The sequence below is a fragment of the Pantoea sp. SGAir0184 genome (assembly GCF_043544755.1).
The window spans coordinates 3,876,615-3,894,088 of the sequence record NZ_CP028050.1 but is presented as its reverse complement, the minus strand read 5'-3'; the positions used below and the strand labels follow the sequence as shown (position 1 = coordinate 3,894,088).

Below are 17,474 nucleotides of genomic sequence, written 5' to 3'. Positions count from 1 at the left end.
GGCAACAAATTACCAGAGTTCAGCGCCAGAAAAAGAGGGGGATTAAGCAGGACATTTCTGGTGATAAATAAGGCGAATTGGCGTTAGCTGCTTTTTTTAATTGCGCTTTTTTCGCTGGCTGGAATATTTGCGCAGGACGTTATAGCACAGCAGCATTTTTCACTTTTGCATTAAAAAATGGCACGGAATAGGAATAATCAGATTTTCCTGAAAGGGTTAAAATAGAAAGGTAAATTTAATCAGTTGCTTAGGTGGGTGAGGTGGACAAATCAGATCCATTTTTTACCAGATAAGCCCACCACGTATGATGGCATCTTCCGATTTTCCTTAGGGCATTTTAAGAATTATCTAACCGCAGCGTGGCAGCAAAATCCGCTTATTTGCTGCGGGGCAGTTGATCGGAACAAAAAAAGGCGGCATGTGCTGCCGCCTGATGAGCCTGGGGGTGAAATTAACGCCAGGATTTATAGCGATTAATTAAGCCATTGGTGGAGCTATCGTGGCTGTTAATCTGCGCATCGTTTTCCAGCTCCGGCAAAATGCGGTTAGCCAGCTGTTTGCCCAGCTCAACGCCCCACTGATCGAAGGTAAAGATGTTGAGAATCGCGCCCTGAGTGAAGATCTTGTGCTCGTACAGCGCAATCAGCGCGCCGAGGCTGAACGGAGTAATTTCACGCAGCAGAATCGAGTTGGTCGGGCGGTTACCTTCAAACACCTTGAACGGCACGATATGCGCGACGGACTCCGCCGATTTACCGGCATCGGTAAACTCTTTCTCTACCACCTCGCGGGCTTTACCAAACGCCAGCGCTTCGGTCTGAGCAAAGAAGTTGGACAGCAGCTTCTGGTGGTGATCGGCCAGCGCGTTGTGGGTCTGCGCCGGCGCAATGAAGTCGCATGGAATCAGCTTGGTGCCCTGATGGATCAGCTGATAAAACGCGTGCTGCCCGTTGGTGCCGGGTTCACCCCAGATGATCGGACCGGTCTGGTAATCCACCGGGTTGCCGTCGCGGTCGACGTACTTACCGTTGGACTCCATGTTGCCCTGCTGGAAGTAAGCGGCAAAACGGTGCATGTACTGGTCGTACGGCAGAATCGCTTCGGTTTCGGCACCGAAGAAGTTGTTGTACCAGATACCGATCAGCGCCAGCAGCACCGGCAGGTTTTGCTCCGCTGGCGTGTTCGCGAAGTGCTGGTCCATGGCGTGCGCGCCGCTCAGCAGCTGTTCGAAGTTTTCGAAGCCGATGGACAGGATGATCGACAGGCCAATTGCGGACCACAGTGAGTAGCGGCCGCCGACCCAGTCCCAGAACTCGAACATGTTGGCGGTGTCGATACCAAATTCGCCGACCGCTTTCGCATTGGTCGAGAGCGCGGCAAAGTGCTTCGCCACGTGCTGCTGATCGCCGGCGGTGTTCAGGAACCAGTCGCGCGCGCTGTGGGCGTTGGTCATGGTTTCCTGCGTGGTAAAGGTTTTTGACGCCACGAGGAACAGCGTGGTTTCCGGGCTAAGCGGTTTCAGCGTTTCGGCAATGTGCGTGCCATCAACGTTGGAAACAAAGTGCATGTTGAGGTGGTTTTTATACGGACGCAGCGCTTCGGTCACCATGAATGGGCCGAGGTCTGAACCGCCGATACCGATGTTCACCACGTCAGTAATCGGCTTGCCGGTGTAGCCTTTCCACTCGCCGCTGATGATGCGCTCTGAGAAGGCTTTCATCTTCGCCAGCACCGCGTTCACTTCCGGCATTACATCTTTGCCATCCACGAGGATCGGCGTATTGCTGCGGTTGCGCAGGGCCACGTGCAGCACGGCGCGATCTTCGGTGCGGTTAATCTTCTCACCGGAGAACATGGATTTGATGGCGCCCGCCAGATCGGTCTCTTTCGCCAGCGCCTGGAGTTTGTCGAGGGTTTCCTGGGTGATGCGGTTTTTTGAGAAATCCACCAGCATCTGATCATCAAAGGTGGCAGAGAATTTCGCAAAACGATCGGCATCCTGCGCAAACAGGTCGGCAATCTCTACCGATTTCATCTGATCAAAATGCTGCTGCAGCGCTTTCCAGGCTGCGGTTTGTGTCGGATTGATATTTTTCATGGCAACACTCTTGTTGATATAAGAACCGTCATTCCATCCGGGCGCATCCTGTCTGGCCCGGCATGCTGAGCATTTGTTACGGCTTGCACGCGTTTCAGTATGACCACAGTTGCAACTGAAAGGAAAAAATTTGTGACGCCAGCCGCAGCGTTTCAGGTAAATCCGGCGGCGATTGTCGGCCGGTTCGCCGCGCATTACTCTGCGCGGCATCAGCAAAACACCGGTTTTTTCGCACCGCTGACTACTTTAGGCGGCTGGCGGCTTCAGGGTTTGTTTAGCAATGCGCTGCATAAGTGTAAAAATGAATTTTCCCGGCGCCGCAAGGCTGGACAGCGGAACAATTAATCAGTATTTTGTGCGCGCGACTTGCACCTCCGGGTGCAAGCCAGAAGAGGCGCGTCGCCCAGGCAGTGTGTTTGAGGATCCGTATCCAGCGAGAACACATCAGGGGGTGCGACGCCGAGGTGGTGCAACACGCGGAGTGTTGTGCTGTCGGCTGCAGGGGCTGAATCCTCTGGGTTGTCACCAGAAGCGTCCGCAGTCGGACGTTTCGCAAGGTGAAGTGCTTTTGGTGACTCATCTCCTGATCTTGTCTGTCCAATTCTGCTCTTCTCTTGTGCCAAGGCTGTTACCCGATCTTCTCTTCCGCGAATGGGAGGAGATAACCTGACACGAGGTTTTGTTACATGTCTCAATCGTTGATCGTGGCAAAATTTGGCGGCACCAGCGTTGCCGATTTCGATGCCATGAACCGCAGCGCGGACGTCGTGCTGTCTGATGCCAATACCCGTCTGGTGGTGCTCTCTGCCTCGGCGGGCGTGACTAACCTGCTGGTTTCGCTGGCTGAAGGCCAGGAACTCGAGCAGCGCGCTTATCTGCTGGATCAAATCCGCACCATTCAATACGCCATCATCGATCGCCTGCAGTCGCCGGACGTCATCCGTCAGGAGATTGATCGCATGCTGGAGAACATCATCATGCTGGCGGAAGCGGCGGCCTTAGCCCGTTCGACCGCGCTGACCGATGAGCTGGTGAGCCACGGCGAACTGATGTCGAGCCTGCTGTTTGTGGAGATTCTGCGCGAGCGCCAGGTGAATGCCGAGTGGTTTGACGTACGCAAAGTGATGCGCACCAGCGACCGTTTCGGCCGCGCCGAGCCGGATGTGGCCGAGCTGAAAACGCTGGCAGCGGCTCAGCTGCAGCCGCGCACCGCAGAAGCGCTGGTGATCACGCAGGGCTTCATTGGCAGCGAAGGCAAAGGCCGCACCACCACGCTGGGCCGTGGCGGCAGCGATTACACCGCTGCGCTGCTCGGCGAAGCGCTGCAGGCGACGCGTGTGGATATCTGGACCGACGTGGCGGGCATCTACACCACTGACCCGCGTGTGGTGCCGCAGGCGAAACGCATCGAAGAGATCACCTTTGAAGAAGCGGCGGAGATGGCAATCTTCGGCGCGAAAGTGCTGCATCCGGCGACGCTGCTGCCGGCGGTGCGCAGTGATATTCCGGTGTTTGTCGGCTCCAGCAAAGATCCGGCGGCGGGCGGCACGCGCGTCTGCAACGAGACTAAAAATCCGCCGCTGTTCCGCGCGCTGGCACTGCGGCGCAAACAGACGCTGCTGACGCTGCACAGCCTGAACATGCTGCACGCGCACGGCTTTTTGGCGGAAGTGTTTGCTATCCTGGCGCGCCACAGTATTTCGGTTGATCTGGTTACCACCTCGGAAGTGAGCGTGGCGCTGACGCTGGATACCACCGGTTCAACCAGCACCGCCGACAGTCTGCTGACCCAGGCGCTGCTGACCGAGCTCTCTTCCCTGTGCCGGGTAGAAGTGGAAGAGAATCTGGCGCTGGTGGCGATCATCGGCAACAACCTGTCAAAAGCCTGCGGCGTCGGCAAAGAGGTGTTCGGCGCGCTGGAGCCGTTTAACCTGCGCATGATTTGCTACGGCGCAAGCAGCTACAACCTGTGCTTCCTGGTGCCAACGCCGGACGCGGAAGAGGTGGTGCGCGCGCTGCATAAGAATCTGTTCGAATCTTAATTGACGCGTAAGTCACCCGAAGCCGGACAATGTCCGGCTTTTTTTATCTCTGCCGTTCAGCCTGACGCTATTTCGGACAAATGCCAGCGGAATGCCCGTGTCTGCCCGGCGATCTTTAGCAGCCGATAGGCATTTTCTGTCGTCGGCCACGCTTATGATAATGAAATGTTATGATCCGGCGCAGGTCGCTGCGGTCGTTCCCCGCGCGCCTTTTCATCTGTGGCAAAAAACCAATTAAGTAAAACGCTAAGGACATTTCTTCATGCTCGCCAAACTCACCCGCCTGTTTCCGCTCTGGGCCGTACTGCTGTCCGTTGCAGCCTATTATTCGCCGTCCACCTTCCTCGGCATCGGGCCGTGGGTAACCTACCTGCTGATGCTGATCATGTTCGGCATGGGCGTGACGCTCAACATTGACGATTTTAAACGCGTGCTGGTGCGTCCGGCGCCGGTGATTGCCGGCACGTTCCTGCACTATCTGGTAATGCCGCTGGCTGCCTGGGCGCTGGCGAAACTGTTCCAGATGCCACCGGATCTGGCCGCCGGGATGATTCTGGTCGGCAGCGTGGCCAGCGGGACAGCCTCGAACGTGATGATTTATCTGGCGAAGGGCGACGTGGCGCTGTCGGTGACCATCTCGTCGGTTTCGGCGCTGGTGGGTGTGTTCGCGACGCCGCTGCTGACGCGCTTCTACGTAGATACCCACATTCAGGTTGATGTGGTGGGCATGCTGCTCAGCATCGTCAAAATCGTGGTGATCCCGATTGGGCTTGGCCTGATTATTCACCACTCCATGAACAGCGTGGTGCGCCGCGTTGAGCCGTATCTGCCGGCGTTTTCGATGGTGTGTATTCTGCTGATCATTAGCGCGGTGGTCGCCGGTAGCCAGGGCTTTATCGGCTCGGTAGGGCTGATGGTGATCGCGGCGGTAATCCTGCACAACGCCATTGGGCTGCTCGGCGGCTACTGGGGTGGCAAGCTGTTTGGCTTTGACGAATCCACCTGCCGCACGCTGGCGCTGGAAGTCGGTATGCAGAATTCCGGACTGGCGGCCACGCTGGGCAAACTGTACTTCTCACCGCTGGCCGCACTGCCCGGCGCACTGTTCTCGGTGTGGCACAACCTCTCCGGTTCGCTGCTGGCGGGTTACTGGTCGGGTAAAACGATTGAGAAGAAGCAGAAATAACGGGGCATGCGTACCGGTGGTCATCAATGGCGATCGGTTACGCACCATCGTCCTGTTGATGCCGGTGCGCATAAATGCGCACCCTACAAAAAACACGCGATAACCTTGCAGAGGGGCAATAAATGCGCCCTCTGCAAAACGTGCGATAACTTTGTAGGGGGCGCCCCCATCTCACCAGCAACTTCCCGATGATCAGTCGGGGATCATCATACCCGGAGGAGAATGATCGGGATATAAGGGGCGCCATTCATGGCGACCGTAAACGCTCAACGGTCAAGGGTTCCCCCATAAATGCGCCCTCTGTAAAAACGCGCAATAATCTTGTAGGGTCGCCATTCATGGCGACCGCAAACGCGAAACATTATAGCTTCAGGTAAACCCGAATTCCGTCCAGGAACATCTGCGTCGCCAGCATAATCAGGATTAAACCCATTAATCGCTCCAGCGCGTTGACGCCTTTATCCCCCAGCAGGCGCAGGAACAGGCCGGACATCAGCAGAATCACCACCGTGACGCCCCAGGCAATCAGCAGGGCGCCGACCAGGTGCGTCATCTGGTTGGGATACTGGTGTGACAGCAGCATCAGGGTGGCGAGCAGCGAGGGCCCGGCGACCAGCGGGATCGCCAGCGGCACCAGGAACGGCTCTTCGCCGGCGGGCAGGCCGCTGGTGCTGGTCTCGCCGGACGGGAAAATCATGCGAATGGCGATCAGAAACAGAATGATGCCGCCGGAAATCGATACCGTTTCGGTGCGCAGATTAAGAAACGCCAGGATGCGTTCACCGGCGAACAGGAACAGCAGCATCAGAATCAAGGCGATCAGCATCTCGCGCATCAGCACCACGCGGCGGCGCTTCGGCTCCAGGTGCTTCAGCACCGACATGAAAATCGGCAGGTTGCCCAGCGGGTCCATAATCAACAGCAACAATATGGTCGCGGATATCATTTCAGTCATCAGAGGTAAACCATCCCTTCAGGTCGGCCACAGCCGTTATAAGTTGTACTGCTGAAAAAGTTAGCGCAATCGAATTAATTCACTTGCCAGAAGTGCTGCATTTTGTAGAGTTGTGGGTCATAGGTAAACCTGATTATTACGCAGACTGGCGCATTGCTGGCGCTGGTCTTTTTTCGCACCACCCAGGCCCCGGCCCGAGTTCCTGAGACGGACAGAAAATGAAGAATGTAGGTTTTGTTGGTTGGCGTGGCATGGTCGGCTCTGTGCTGATGTCACGTATGAGCGAAGAACGCGATTTCGATGTGATCAATCCGGTCTTCTTCTCCACTTCGCAACTGGGTCAGGCTGCGCCGACGTTTGGCGGTAAGTCGACCGGTGCGCTGCAGGATGCGTTTGATATTGAGGCGCTGAAGGCGCTGGATATCATCATTACCTGCCAGGGCGGCGATTATACCAGTGAAGTCTACCCGAAGCTGCGCGAGAGCGGCTGGCAGGGCTACTGGATTGATGCGGCCTCCACGCTGCGCATGAAAGATGACGCCATCATTATTCTTGATCCGGTCAACCATCAGGTGATTCGTCAGGGCCTCGACAGTGGCATCAAAACCTTTGTCGGCGGTAACTGCACCGTCAGCCTGATGCTGATGTCGCTGGGCGGACTGTTCGCTAACGATCTGGTCGAGTGGGCCTCCGTCGCGACGTATCAGGCGGCCTCCGGCGGCGGCGCGCGCCATATGCGCGAACTGCTGACCCAGATGGGCATGCTGCACGACCACGTTGCGACTTCGCTGCAAAATCCGGCCTCCGCCATTCTCGACATTGAGCGCAGCGTGACTGACTTTACCCGTTCCGGCACGCTGCCGACCGACAACTTCGGCGTACCGCTGGCCGGCAGCCTGATCCCGTGGATCGACAAGCAGCTGGACAACGGCCAGAGCCGCGAAGAGTGGAAAGGCCAGGCGGAGACCAACAAAATTCTCTCGACCCGTCACACCATTCCGGTCGATGGCCTGTGCGTGCGCGTCGGCGCGCTGCGCTGCCACAGCCAGGCGTTCACGTTGAAGCTGAAGAAAGATGTGCCGCTGAACGAAATCGAACAGCTGCTGGCCGCGCACAACGAGTGGGTGAAAGTGGTGCCGAACGATCGCGACATCACCATGCGTGAACTGACGCCTGCTGCGGTGACCGGTACGCTGACCACGCCGGTGGGCCGTCTGCGTAAGCTGAACATGGGGCCGGAGTATCTGTCGGCCTTCACCGTCGGCGATCAGTTACTGTGGGGCGCTGCCGAACCGCTGCGTCGCATGCTGCGTTTGCTGATCGACTAAGCGCAGCGCGAATCCAGACAGGCCGGGGTTTCCCGGCCTTTTTTCTTTCCACGGGAGTGCAAAACTTAACCCAAATTGCGCCCGACAAGTGATCAGCTTCCCCTTTTTGCTCGCCCGATAACAATTTTTTGCGTTCCACCCTGGCTTCTGCCAACCCCAAGCTATGATTTAACAGTGATGTGCCGGTTGTTAACTGTTTTTACTTTGCGAATGGAATAGTTGTTGTACACGGCCAGGATCTTTCCCACGGAGGGTGTCCTTCCTTGCTGCTGTATGTATGGCTCATGAAAAGCAGCGCACCTATAGCGACAATCCTGTCTCTCCGGTCGCCTGCGCAAAAAATCATAGGAAGAAAGTCATGTCAGAGCTTCCCGATCGCCATGCGATCAATGCCCTTTTCGCCGGGAATTATGCCGACCCCTTCTCAGTACTGGGGATGCACCAGACCACACAAGGTCTCGAAGTGCGTGCGCTGTTACCGGATGCATCCGAAGTCTGGGTGATTGAAACCAACACCGGCCGCAAATGCGCCCAGCTTAAATGTCTTGATTCGCGCGGCTTCTTCAGCGGCGTGATCCCGCGCCGTAAAAACCTGTTTCGCTACCAGCTGGCAGTCAACTGGCACGGGCAGCAAAACCTGATCGACGATGCCTACCGCTTTGGCCCGTTGCTGGCGGAGATGGATGCCTGGCTTCTGGCCGAAGGCACGCACCTGCGGCCGTATGAAACGCTCGGCGCGCACGGCACCACCATTGATGGCGTCGCCGGCACGCGCTTCGCCGTCTGGGCCCCGAACGCGCAGCGCGTTTCGGTGGTGGGCGAGTTTAACTTCTGGGATGGTCGCCGCCATCCGATGCGTTTCCGCCGCGAACTCGGCATCTGGGAGCTGTTTGTCCCCGGCGCGGTTAACGGTCAGCTGTATAAATTCGAGATCATTGATGCGCACGGTCAGATGCGCATCAAAGCCGATCCGTTCGCCTTCGAGGCGCAAATGCGCCCGCAGACCGCCTCGATGATCTGCGGCCTGCCGCCGAAGCTGGAGATGCAGCCACAGCGCAAAATCGCCAACGGCTTTGACCAGCCGATCTCCATTTACGAGGTGCATCTCGGTTCGTGGCGTCGCCACACCGACAACAATTTCTGGCTGAGTTACAAAGAGCTGGCCGAACAGCTGGTGCCCTATGTCAAAGAGATGGGGTTTACCCATATCGAACTGTTACCGATCAACGAGCATCCGTTCGACGGCAGCTGGGGCTATCAGCCACTCGGCATGTACGCGCCTACGCGCCGCTTCGGCACGCGCGATGAGTTTCGGCATTTCATCGCCGCCGCGCACGAAGCGGGCCTCAACGTGCTGCTCGACTGGGTGCCGGGCCACTTCCCCAGTGACGATTTTGGCCTCGCCAAATTCGACGGTACCGAGCTGTACGAGCACAGCGATCCGCGCGAAGGCTACCATCAGGACTGGAATACGCTGATCTACAACTTTGGCCGGCGCGAGGTCAGCAACTATCTCTCCGGCAATGCGCTGTACTGGATGGAGCGCTTCGGCATTGATGGCCTGCGCGTCGATGCGGTGGCGTCGATGATCTATCGCGACTACAGCCGCAAAGAGGGTGAGTGGGTACCTAACCAGTTTGGCGGCCGTGAAAATCTTGAAGCCATCGCCTTCCTGCGCCATACCAACCGCACGCTGGGCCGCGCCGCACCCGGCAGCATCAGCGTGGCGGAAGAGTCTACCGATTATCCGGGCGTGACGCGGCCATCCGAAGATGGCGGCCTGGGCTTCTGGTTCAAATGGAACCTCGGCTGGATGCACGACACCCTCGACTATATGAAGCTCGATCCGGTGCATCGCCGCTACCATCATCAGCTGATGACCTTCGGCATGCTGTACAACTACACGGAAAACTTTGTGCTGCCGCTGTCGCATGACGAAGTGGTCCACGGCAAAAAGTCGATACTCGACCGCATGCCGGGTGATACCTGGCAGAAATTCGCCAACCTGCGTGCCTATTACGGCTGGATGTGGGGCTTTCCCGGCAAAAAACTGCAGTTTATGGGCAATGAATTCGCTCAGGGACGCGAGTGGAACCACGACACCAGCCTCGACTGGCATCTGCTGGAGGGGCTGGATAACTGGCACCACGGCGTGCAGCGACTGGTACGTGACCTGAACCACAGCTATCGCCACTTTTCGCCGCTCTATCAGCTCGATTTTGATGCCAGCGGCTTCGAGTGGCTGGTGGTCGACGATCACGAAAACTCGGTCTTTGTGTTTGTGCGCCGCGACCGCGAGGGCAACGAACTGATTGTCGCCAGTAACTTTACGCCGGTGCCGCGTCACAACTATCGCTTCGGCGTGAATCAGCGTGGCGGCTGGCGCGAAGTGCTGAACACCGATCAGCATGATTATCACGGCAGCGATCTGCGTAATCACGGTATCGTGCATACCGATGACATCGCCAGCCACGGGCGCGCGCAGTCGCTAAGCCTGACGCTGCCGCCGCTCGCCACGCTGTGGCTGGTGCGGGAGGGCGATTGATGCTCCAGCCGGGCCAGCCGGTACCGCCGGGTGCCCATTATGACGGGCGCGGCGTCAACTTTACGCTGTTCTCGCGCCACGCGGAGCGGGTGGAGCTGTGCCTGTTTGATGAACAGGGGAGTGAGCAGCGTTTTCCTCTGCCGGCGCGCAGCGGTGACATCTGGCATGGCTATGTTCCGGCGCTAAAGCCGGGCCAGCGCTATGGCTACCGCGTGCATGGGCCGTGGCAGCCAGAGCGCGGTCATCGTTTCAATCCGGCCAAACTGCTGGTCGATCCCTGTGCCAAAGCGGTATGCGGCGCGGTGCCAGACGACGCGCGCCTACTGGGTGGAGAGTGGCAGCAGGATGATGCCGACAGCGCTGGCGTTGCGCCCAAATCGCTGGTGATCGCCGACGATTTTGACTGGCAGGACGATTGTGCGCCGCGCACGCCGTGGGGCAAGACGGTGATTTACGAGGCACACGTACGCGGCCTGACGCAGCAGCATCCGGAAATTCCGGAAAGGCTACGCGGGACATATGCGGCGCTGGGGCATCCTGCTATGGTGAGCTATCTGCGCCGGCTGGGTATCACCGCGCTGGAGTTGCTGCCGATAGCCGCGTTTGCCAGCGAACCGCGCCTGCAACGGCTCGGCCTGAGCAACTACTGGGGCTATAACCCGTTTGCGCTGTGGGCGCTGCATCCGCATTACGCGGCGGGTGAAGCGGGCCAGACGCCGCTGCAGGAGTTTCAGCAGGCGGTAAAAGCGCTGCACGCGGCGGGCATTGAAGTGATTCTGGACGTGGTGTTCAACCACAGCGCCGAGCTGGAAGAGATTGGCCCGACACTGTCGCTGCGCGGCGTCGACAACGCCAGCTATTACTGGCTGGGCGATAACGGTGAATATCACAACTGGACCGGCTGCGGTAATACGCTGAACCTCAGCGATCCGCAGGTGCTTGACTGGGCGCTGGGCGCGCTGCGTTACTGGGTGCAAACCTGCCACGTTGACGGCTTTCGTTTCGATCTGGCCAGCGTGCTCGGGCGCACGCCGGATTATCGCCAGGATGCACCGCTGTTTGTGGCCATGCAGGCCTGTCCGGTGCTGTCGCAGGTGAAGCTGATCGCTGAACCCTGGGATATCGGGCCCGGCGGCTATCAGGTGGGCAACTTTCCGCCCGGCTTCGCCGAATGGAACGACCACTTTCGCGATACGGCGCGCCGCTACTGGCTGCACGGTGAGTTGAGTAACGGTGATTTTGCCCGCCGCTTTGCCGGCTCCAGCGATGTATTTCAGCGCGCGGCGCGTCTGCCGCACGCCAGCATTAATCTGATCACCGCGCACGACGGCTTCACGCTGCGTGACGTGGTGAGTTATAACCAGAAGCATAATCAGGCCAACGGCGAAGATAATCGCGACGGCAGCAGCAGTAATTTCAGCCATAACCATGGTTTTGAAGGGCTGCAGGGCAACTTCGATGTGGTCGAGCGGCGGCGGCGCAGCGTGCACGCATTGCTGACCACGCTGCTGCTGGCGCAGGGCACGCCGATGCTGCTGGCCGGTGACGAACGCGGTCACAGCCAGCACGGCAACAATAATGCGTACTGTCAGGATAACCCACTCACCTGGCTGAACTGGCAACAGGATGATTTTGGACTGGTCGACTTCACTGCCGCGTTAATCCGGCTGCGTCAGCATATTCCCGCGCTGACGCAGGACAGCTGGTGGCAGGAGGGCGATGGTAACGTGCAGTGGTTGAATGCCAGCGGCAAACCACTGGAAAGGGATGAGTGGGAACAGGGGATGCACAGACTGCAGATCCTGCTCTCCGGTCGCTGGTTACTAACGATAAACGCCACGGATTCGGTGAGTGACCTTGCCTTACCAGACGGAGAATGGCGAGCCATTCCTCCTTTCGCCGGGGAAGATAACCCCATCCTGACAACTGTCTGGCACGGGCCCGCACACGGCGTGTGTGTGTTCCTAAAGCAATCATAAGGAGTCAGACATGGTGAAATTAGATAGAAACGACCCCCTGATGCTGGCGCGCCAGCTCCCTACACAGACGGTTGCCCTGATCCTTGCTGGCGGGCGCGGTACGCGCCTGAAAGATCTTACCGCCAAACGCGCCAAGCCTGCCGTGCACTTCGGCGGCAAGTTCCGCATCATCGACTTTGCGCTCTCCAACTGTATCAACTCCGGGATTCGGCGCATCGGCGTCATCACCCAATATCAGTCACATACGCTGACGCAGCACATTCAGCGCGGCTGGTCATTGTTCAACGAAGAGATGAATGAGTTTGTCGATCTGCTGCCGGCGCAGCAGCGCGCCTCGACCGAACACTGGTATCGCGGTACCGCCGATGCGGTCACGCAGAATCTCGACATCATTCGCCGCTATAACGCGCAGTACATCGTGATTCTCGCCGGGGATCACATCTACAAAATGGATTACTCGCGCATGCTGCTCGACCACGCCGATCGTGGCGCCAAGTGCACCATCGCCTGTCTGCCCGTACCGCTGCATGAGGCCACCGCGTTTGGCGTGATGGCAGTCGATGCGGACAACAATGTAATCGATTTCGTTGAGAAACCGGCGCAGCCGCCGTCCATGCCGGGCGACGACAGCAAAGCGCTGGCCAGCATGGGCATTTACGTGTTCAACGCCGATTACCTCTATGAGCTGCTGGAGGAGGATTTGCAGATCGCCGACTCAAGCCACGATTTCGGTAAAGATCTGCTGCCGAAGATCGTCGCCAGCGGCGAAGCCTACGCGCACTCCTTCACGCTGTCGTGCGTACAGAACGACGAAAACGCGGAACCTTACTGGCGCGACGTCGGTACGCTGGAAGCTTACTGGCGCGCCAACCTCGATCTGGCCTCGGTGACGCCCGAACTCGATATGTATGACCACGAATGGCCGATTCGTACCCACATGGAGCCGCTGCCGCCGGCCAAATTTGTCCAGGATCGATCCGGCAGTCACGGCATGACCATGAACTCGCTGGTCTCCGGCGGCTGCATTATTTCCGGCTCGGTGGTGGTGAATTCGGTGCTGTTCCCGCGCGTGCGCGTTAACTCGTTTTGCAATATTGATTCGGCGGTGCTGCTGCCCGATGTGGTTATCGGGCGATCGTGCCGTTTGCGTCGCTGCGTCATAGACCGTGCCTGCGTCATTCCGGAAGGCATGGTGATTGGCGAAAATCCGGATGAGGATAGTCGCCGTTTTTACCGTTCAGAAGAGGGCATCGTACTGGTGACGCGCGCCATGCTGGCCAAATTGGCCGCTGCGGGTCAGTAAGTGACGAAAGGCAAAGAACATTGCCGCGTGGAACGCGGGCGATAACACAATAGGGGTTCAGGATGCAGGTTTTACATGTCTGTTCAGAGCTTTTCCCGCTGCTAAAAACCGGCGGACTGGCTGATGTCGTCGGCGCATTGCCTCAGGCACAAATTGCCGAAGGTATGGACACGCGGGTGCTGATTCCGGCGTTTCCGGATCTGCGTAAAGGGATTCCTGATACCGAAGTGGTGGCGGAGCTGCAAACCTTTGCCGGGCCGGTCCGCTTGCTGTTTGGGCCCTTCAACGGCGTGGGGATATATTTGATTGATGCGCCGGGACTGTACGATCGTCCCGGCAGCCCGTACCACGATACGTCGCAGTTTGCCTATGTCGATAACTACCTGCGCTTTGCGCTGCTTGGCTGGATGGCGGCCGAGCTGGCCAGCGGGCTGGATACTTACTGGCAGCCGGACATCGTGCACGCGCACGACTGGCACGCCGGTCTGGCGCCGGCCTACATCGCCGCGCGCGGACGTCCGGCGAAAACGGTGTTTACCGTGCATAACCTGGCGTATCAGGGGCTGTTTTCCGCGCGGCATCTGGACGAAATCCAGATCCCGCGCGCCTATTTCGACATGCACGGGCTGGAATTCTACGGCCAGATTTCTTATCTAAAGGCCGGCCTGTTTTATGCCGATCATATTACTGCTGTCAGCCCGACCTACGCGCTGGAGATCACCCGGCCGGAGTTTGGCTACGGCATGGAATCACTGCTGGAACAGCGGCTGCGCGAAGGACGGCTGAGCGGGATTCTCAACGGCGTCGATCCTGGCATCTGGGATCCGGCGCACGACCTGCTGCTCACCGCCCGTTATGACCGCGACACGCTGGAGAGCAAAGCGGAGAATAAACGTCAGCTGCAGATTGCCATGGGGCTGAAGGTCGATGACAAAGTGCCGGTGTTCTGCGTTATCAGCCGTTTAACCAAACAGAAAGGGCTGGATCTGGTGCTGGAAGCGCTGCCGGGACTGCTGGCGCAGGGCGGGCAACTGGTGCTGCTGGGCCAGGGCGATGCGGAACTGCAGCAGGGCTTCCTCGCCGCAGCCGCTGAGCATCCGGGTAGCGTCGGCGTGCAAATTGGTTATCACGAAGCGTTCTCGCACCGCATTGTCGGTGGCGCGGACGTCATTATGGTGCCCAGCCGTTTCGAACCGTGCGGTCTGACGCAGTTGTACGGCCTGAAATATGGCACGCTGCCGCTGGTCAGGCGCACCGGTGGACTGGCGGATACCGTACAGGACAGCTCGCTGGAAAACCTCGCCGACGGCGTAGCGAGCGGCTTTAGCTTCGAAGACAGCAATGCCTGGTCACTGCTGCGTGCGATTCGTCGTGCTTTTGTTTTATGGTCCCGTCCTTCACTCTGGCGTTATGTTCAGCGCCAGGCGATGGGGATGGATTTTAGTTGGCAGGTGGCAGCACAAGCCTACCGCGATCTTTATCAACGCTTGCTGTAATGAGAGATTGGGATACCGCATATGAACGCACCTTTCACCTATGCCTCACCCACGCTGACGGTTGACGCCCTCAAGCACTCAATCGCCTATAAGCTGATGTTTACCATTGGTAAAGATCCGTCGATCGCCAACAAGCATGAGTGGCTGAACGCCGCGCTGCTGGCGGTACGCGATCGCATGGTGGAGCGCTGGCTGCGCTCCAGCCGTGCGCAACTGTCGCAGGATGTGCGCCAGGTTTATTACCTGTCGATGGAGTTCCTGATGGGGCGCACGCTGGGCAATGCCTTGCTGGCGATGGGCATCTATGATGACCTCAACCAGGCGCTGGATGAGATGGGACTCGACCTCAGCGAGCTGATGGAAGAAGAGAACGATCCCGGGCTCGGCAACGGCGGTCTTGGCCGGCTGGCGGCCTGCTTCCTCGACTCGCTGGCCACGCTGGGCCTGCCCGGGCGCGGCTACGGCATTCGCTACGATTACGGCATGTTCAAACAGAACATTGTTGACGGCCAGCAGCGTGAATCGCCGGATTACTGGCTGGAGTACGGCAACCCGTGGGAGTTCCAGCGCTTTAACACCCGCTACAAAGTGCGTTTTGGCGGGCGGTTGCAGCATGAAGGCAGCCGGGTGCGCTGGGTTGAGACCGAAGAGATCGTGGCAATGGCCTACGATCAGATCATCCCTGGCTTCGACACCGATGCCACCAACACGCTGCGGCTGTGGGGTGCGCAGGCCAGTAACGAAATCAACCTCGGCAAGTTCAATCAGGGCGACTATTTCGCGGCGGTGGAAGATAAAAACCACTCGGAGAACGTGTCGCGCGTGCTCTATCCCGACGACTCGACCTACTCCGGGCGCGAGCTGCGTCTGCGCCAGGAGTATTTTCTCGTCTCCGCCACGGTGCAGGATATCCTCAATCGCCACTGGCAGATGCATGAAACCTGGGACAACCTGGCCGACAAAATTGCCATCCACCTCAACGATACCCATCCGGTGCTGGCGATTCCCGAGCTGATGCGTCTGCTGATTGATGAGCACAAGTTTACCTGGGACGACGCCTTTGAAGTCACCTGCCAGGTGTTCTCGTACACTAACCATACGCTGATGAGCGAAGCGCTGGAGACCTGGCCGGTGGACATGATCGGCAAGATCCTGCCGCGTCACCTCAGCATCATTTTCGAAATCAATGACTACTTCCTGAAGACCATTCAGGACTACTATCCGGACGACTGGGATCTGATGGCGCGCATCTCGATCATCGACGAAAACGATGGTCGCCGCATCCGCATGGCGTGGCTGGCGGTGGTGGTTAGCCACAAGGTCAACGGCGTGTCGGAGCTGCACTCTAATCTGATGGTGCAGTCGCTGTTCGCCGATTTTGCCCGCCTGTTCCCGGGGCGCTTCTGCAATAAAACCAACGGCGTGACGCCGCGCCGCTGGCTGGCGCTGGCCAACCCGGCCTTGTCTGAGGTGCTGGATGACGCCATTGGCCGCACCTGGCGTACCGATCTGGCTCAGCTGAGTGAGCTGGTGCCACACATTGACTATCCGGCGTTTATTGAACAGATCGCCGATGCCAAGTTCGCCAACAAGAAGCGCCTCGCGGAGTGGGTGGCGAAGAATATGGATATCGTGCTGGATCCGCAGGCGCTGTTCGACGTGCAGATCAAGCGTATTCACGAATACAAACGTCAGCTGCTGAACGTGCTGCACGTCATCACGCGTTACAACCGCATCAAAGCCGATCCGACCGCAGAGTGGGTGCCGCGCGTCAATATCTTCGCCGGGAAAGCGGCGTCGGCCTATTACGTCGCCAAGCACATCATTCACCTGATCAACGATGTTGCCAACGTGATCAACAACGATCCGCAGGTGAAGAACAAGCTGAAGGTAGTGTTTATTCCTAACTACGGCGTCAGCCTGGCGCAGATCATCATTCCGGCGGCGGATCTCTCCGAGCAGATCTCTACCGCCGGCACCGAAGCCTCCGGCACCAGTAACATGAAATTTGCGCTAAACGGCGCGCTGACCATCGGTACGCTGGACGGGGCCAACGTGGAGATGCGCGAGCACGTCGGCGCAGAGAATATCTTTATCTTCGGCAACACCACGCCGCAGGTGGAGAAGCTGCGCACTGAGGGCTATAACCCGCGCAAATACTATGAAGAGGATGCGGAACTGCACCAGGCGCTGACGCAAATCGCCAGCGGCGTCTTCAGCCCGCAGGAGCCGGGGCGCTACCGTAACCTGTTCGACGCGCTGGTCAACTTTGGCGATCATTATCAGCTGCTGGCGGATTACCGCAGTTATGTGGATACCCAGGATAAGGTGGATAAGCTTTATCGTCAGCCGGAAGAGTGGCAGCGGCGTGCGGCGCTGAACATCGCCAATATGGGTTATTTCTCCGCCGACCGTACCATTCAGGAGTACGCGGATGAAATCTGGCATATTTCGCCGGTGAGGTTGTAAACGAGGCACATTCTGTAGCGGCGCAATTTATTGCGCGGTTTTTAACAACGCGCGATAAATCGCGCCGCTACCG

At 58.3% G+C, this 17,474-nt stretch carries 11 protein-coding genes and 1 riboswitch; of the genes, 9 read left to right on the top strand and 2 right to left on the bottom strand.

Features of this window, described 5'->3' with window-relative positions; all coding sequences use genetic code 11:
- Positions 1-451: 451 nt before the first annotated feature.
- Positions 452-2,098, bottom strand: coding sequence for a glucose-6-phosphate isomerase (gene pgi / locus C1N60_RS18440; RefSeq protein WP_021508030.1), 1,647 nt, complete (start codon positions 2,096-2,098; stop codon positions 452-454).
- Positions 2,099-2,197: 99 nt separating this feature from the next.
- On the opposite strand from pgi, the gene C1N60_RS18435 reads away from it, so the two are divergent.
- From C1N60_RS18435 to panS, 3 genes are all read left to right on the top strand, one after another.
- Positions 2,198-2,443, top strand: coding sequence for a hypothetical protein (locus C1N60_RS18435; RefSeq protein ID WP_127833552.1), 246 nt, complete (start codon positions 2,198-2,200; stop codon positions 2,441-2,443).
- A 36-nt stretch (positions 2,444-2,479) separates the two neighbouring features.
- Positions 2,480-2,674: riboswitch (Lysine riboswitch) on the top strand.
- A gap of 110 nt (positions 2,675-2,784) precedes the next feature.
- Positions 2,785-4,140 carry a lysine-sensitive aspartokinase 3 gene (gene lysC / locus C1N60_RS18430; RefSeq protein WP_021508028.1) on the top strand — a complete coding sequence of 452 codons (1,356 nt, stop codon included), beginning with the start codon at positions 2,785-2,787 and terminating at the stop codon, positions 4,138-4,140.
- A gap of 262 nt (positions 4,141-4,402) precedes the next feature.
- Positions 4,403-5,326, top strand: a complete 924-nt coding sequence (panS, locus tag C1N60_RS18425) for a ketopantoate/pantoate/pantothenate transporter PanS (RefSeq protein ID WP_021508027.1) — start codon at positions 4,403-4,405, stop codon at positions 5,324-5,326.
- A gap of 361 nt (positions 5,327-5,687) precedes the next feature.
- On the opposite strand, the gene C1N60_RS18420 is transcribed toward panS, so the two are convergent.
- Positions 5,688-6,281 carry a YhgN family NAAT transporter gene (locus C1N60_RS18420; protein WP_031279795.1) on the bottom strand — a complete coding sequence of 198 codons (594 nt, stop codon included), beginning with the start codon at positions 6,279-6,281 and terminating at the stop codon, positions 5,688-5,690.
- A 218-nt stretch (positions 6,282-6,499) separates the two neighbouring features.
- Here C1N60_RS18420 and asd point away from each other — a divergent pair, with 218 nt between their 5' ends.
- The 6 genes from asd to glgP all read left to right on the top strand — a co-directional run bounded on the left by asd (position 6,500) and on the right by glgP (position 17,401).
- Positions 6,500-7,609 carry an aspartate-semialdehyde dehydrogenase gene (gene asd, locus C1N60_RS18415; RefSeq protein WP_031279794.1) on the top strand — a complete coding sequence of 370 codons (1,110 nt, stop codon included), beginning with the start codon at positions 6,500-6,502 and terminating at the stop codon, positions 7,607-7,609.
- Between the two features lie 358 nt (positions 7,610-7,967).
- Positions 7,968-10,154 carry a 1,4-alpha-glucan branching enzyme gene (gene glgB / locus C1N60_RS18410; RefSeq protein WP_058757592.1) on the top strand — a complete coding sequence of 729 codons (2,187 nt, stop codon included), beginning with the start codon at positions 7,968-7,970 and terminating at the stop codon, positions 10,152-10,154.
- Positions 10,154-12,133: a glycogen debranching protein GlgX gene (gene glgX, locus C1N60_RS18405; RefSeq protein ID WP_058780908.1), complete on the top strand. Its 1,980-nt coding sequence runs from the start codon at positions 10,154-10,156 to the stop codon at positions 12,131-12,133. The genes glgB and glgX overlap by 1 nt, the downstream gene beginning before the upstream one ends.
- Before the next feature lie 10 nt (positions 12,134-12,143).
- Positions 12,144-13,436, top strand: coding sequence for a glucose-1-phosphate adenylyltransferase (gene glgC, locus C1N60_RS18400; protein WP_058757590.1), 1,293 nt, complete (start codon positions 12,144-12,146; stop codon positions 13,434-13,436).
- Between the two features lie 62 nt (positions 13,437-13,498).
- Entirely contained in the window at positions 13,499-14,932 is a 1,434-nt protein-coding gene (gene glgA / locus C1N60_RS18395) for a glycogen synthase GlgA (RefSeq protein WP_325971473.1), read from the top strand.
- 21 nt (positions 14,933-14,953) lie between these two features.
- Positions 14,954-17,401: a glycogen phosphorylase gene (gene glgP, locus C1N60_RS18390; RefSeq protein ID WP_058769996.1), complete on the top strand. Its 2,448-nt coding sequence runs from the start codon at positions 14,954-14,956 to the stop codon at positions 17,399-17,401.
- The last annotated feature ends 73 nt before the right edge of the window (positions 17,402-17,474 follow it).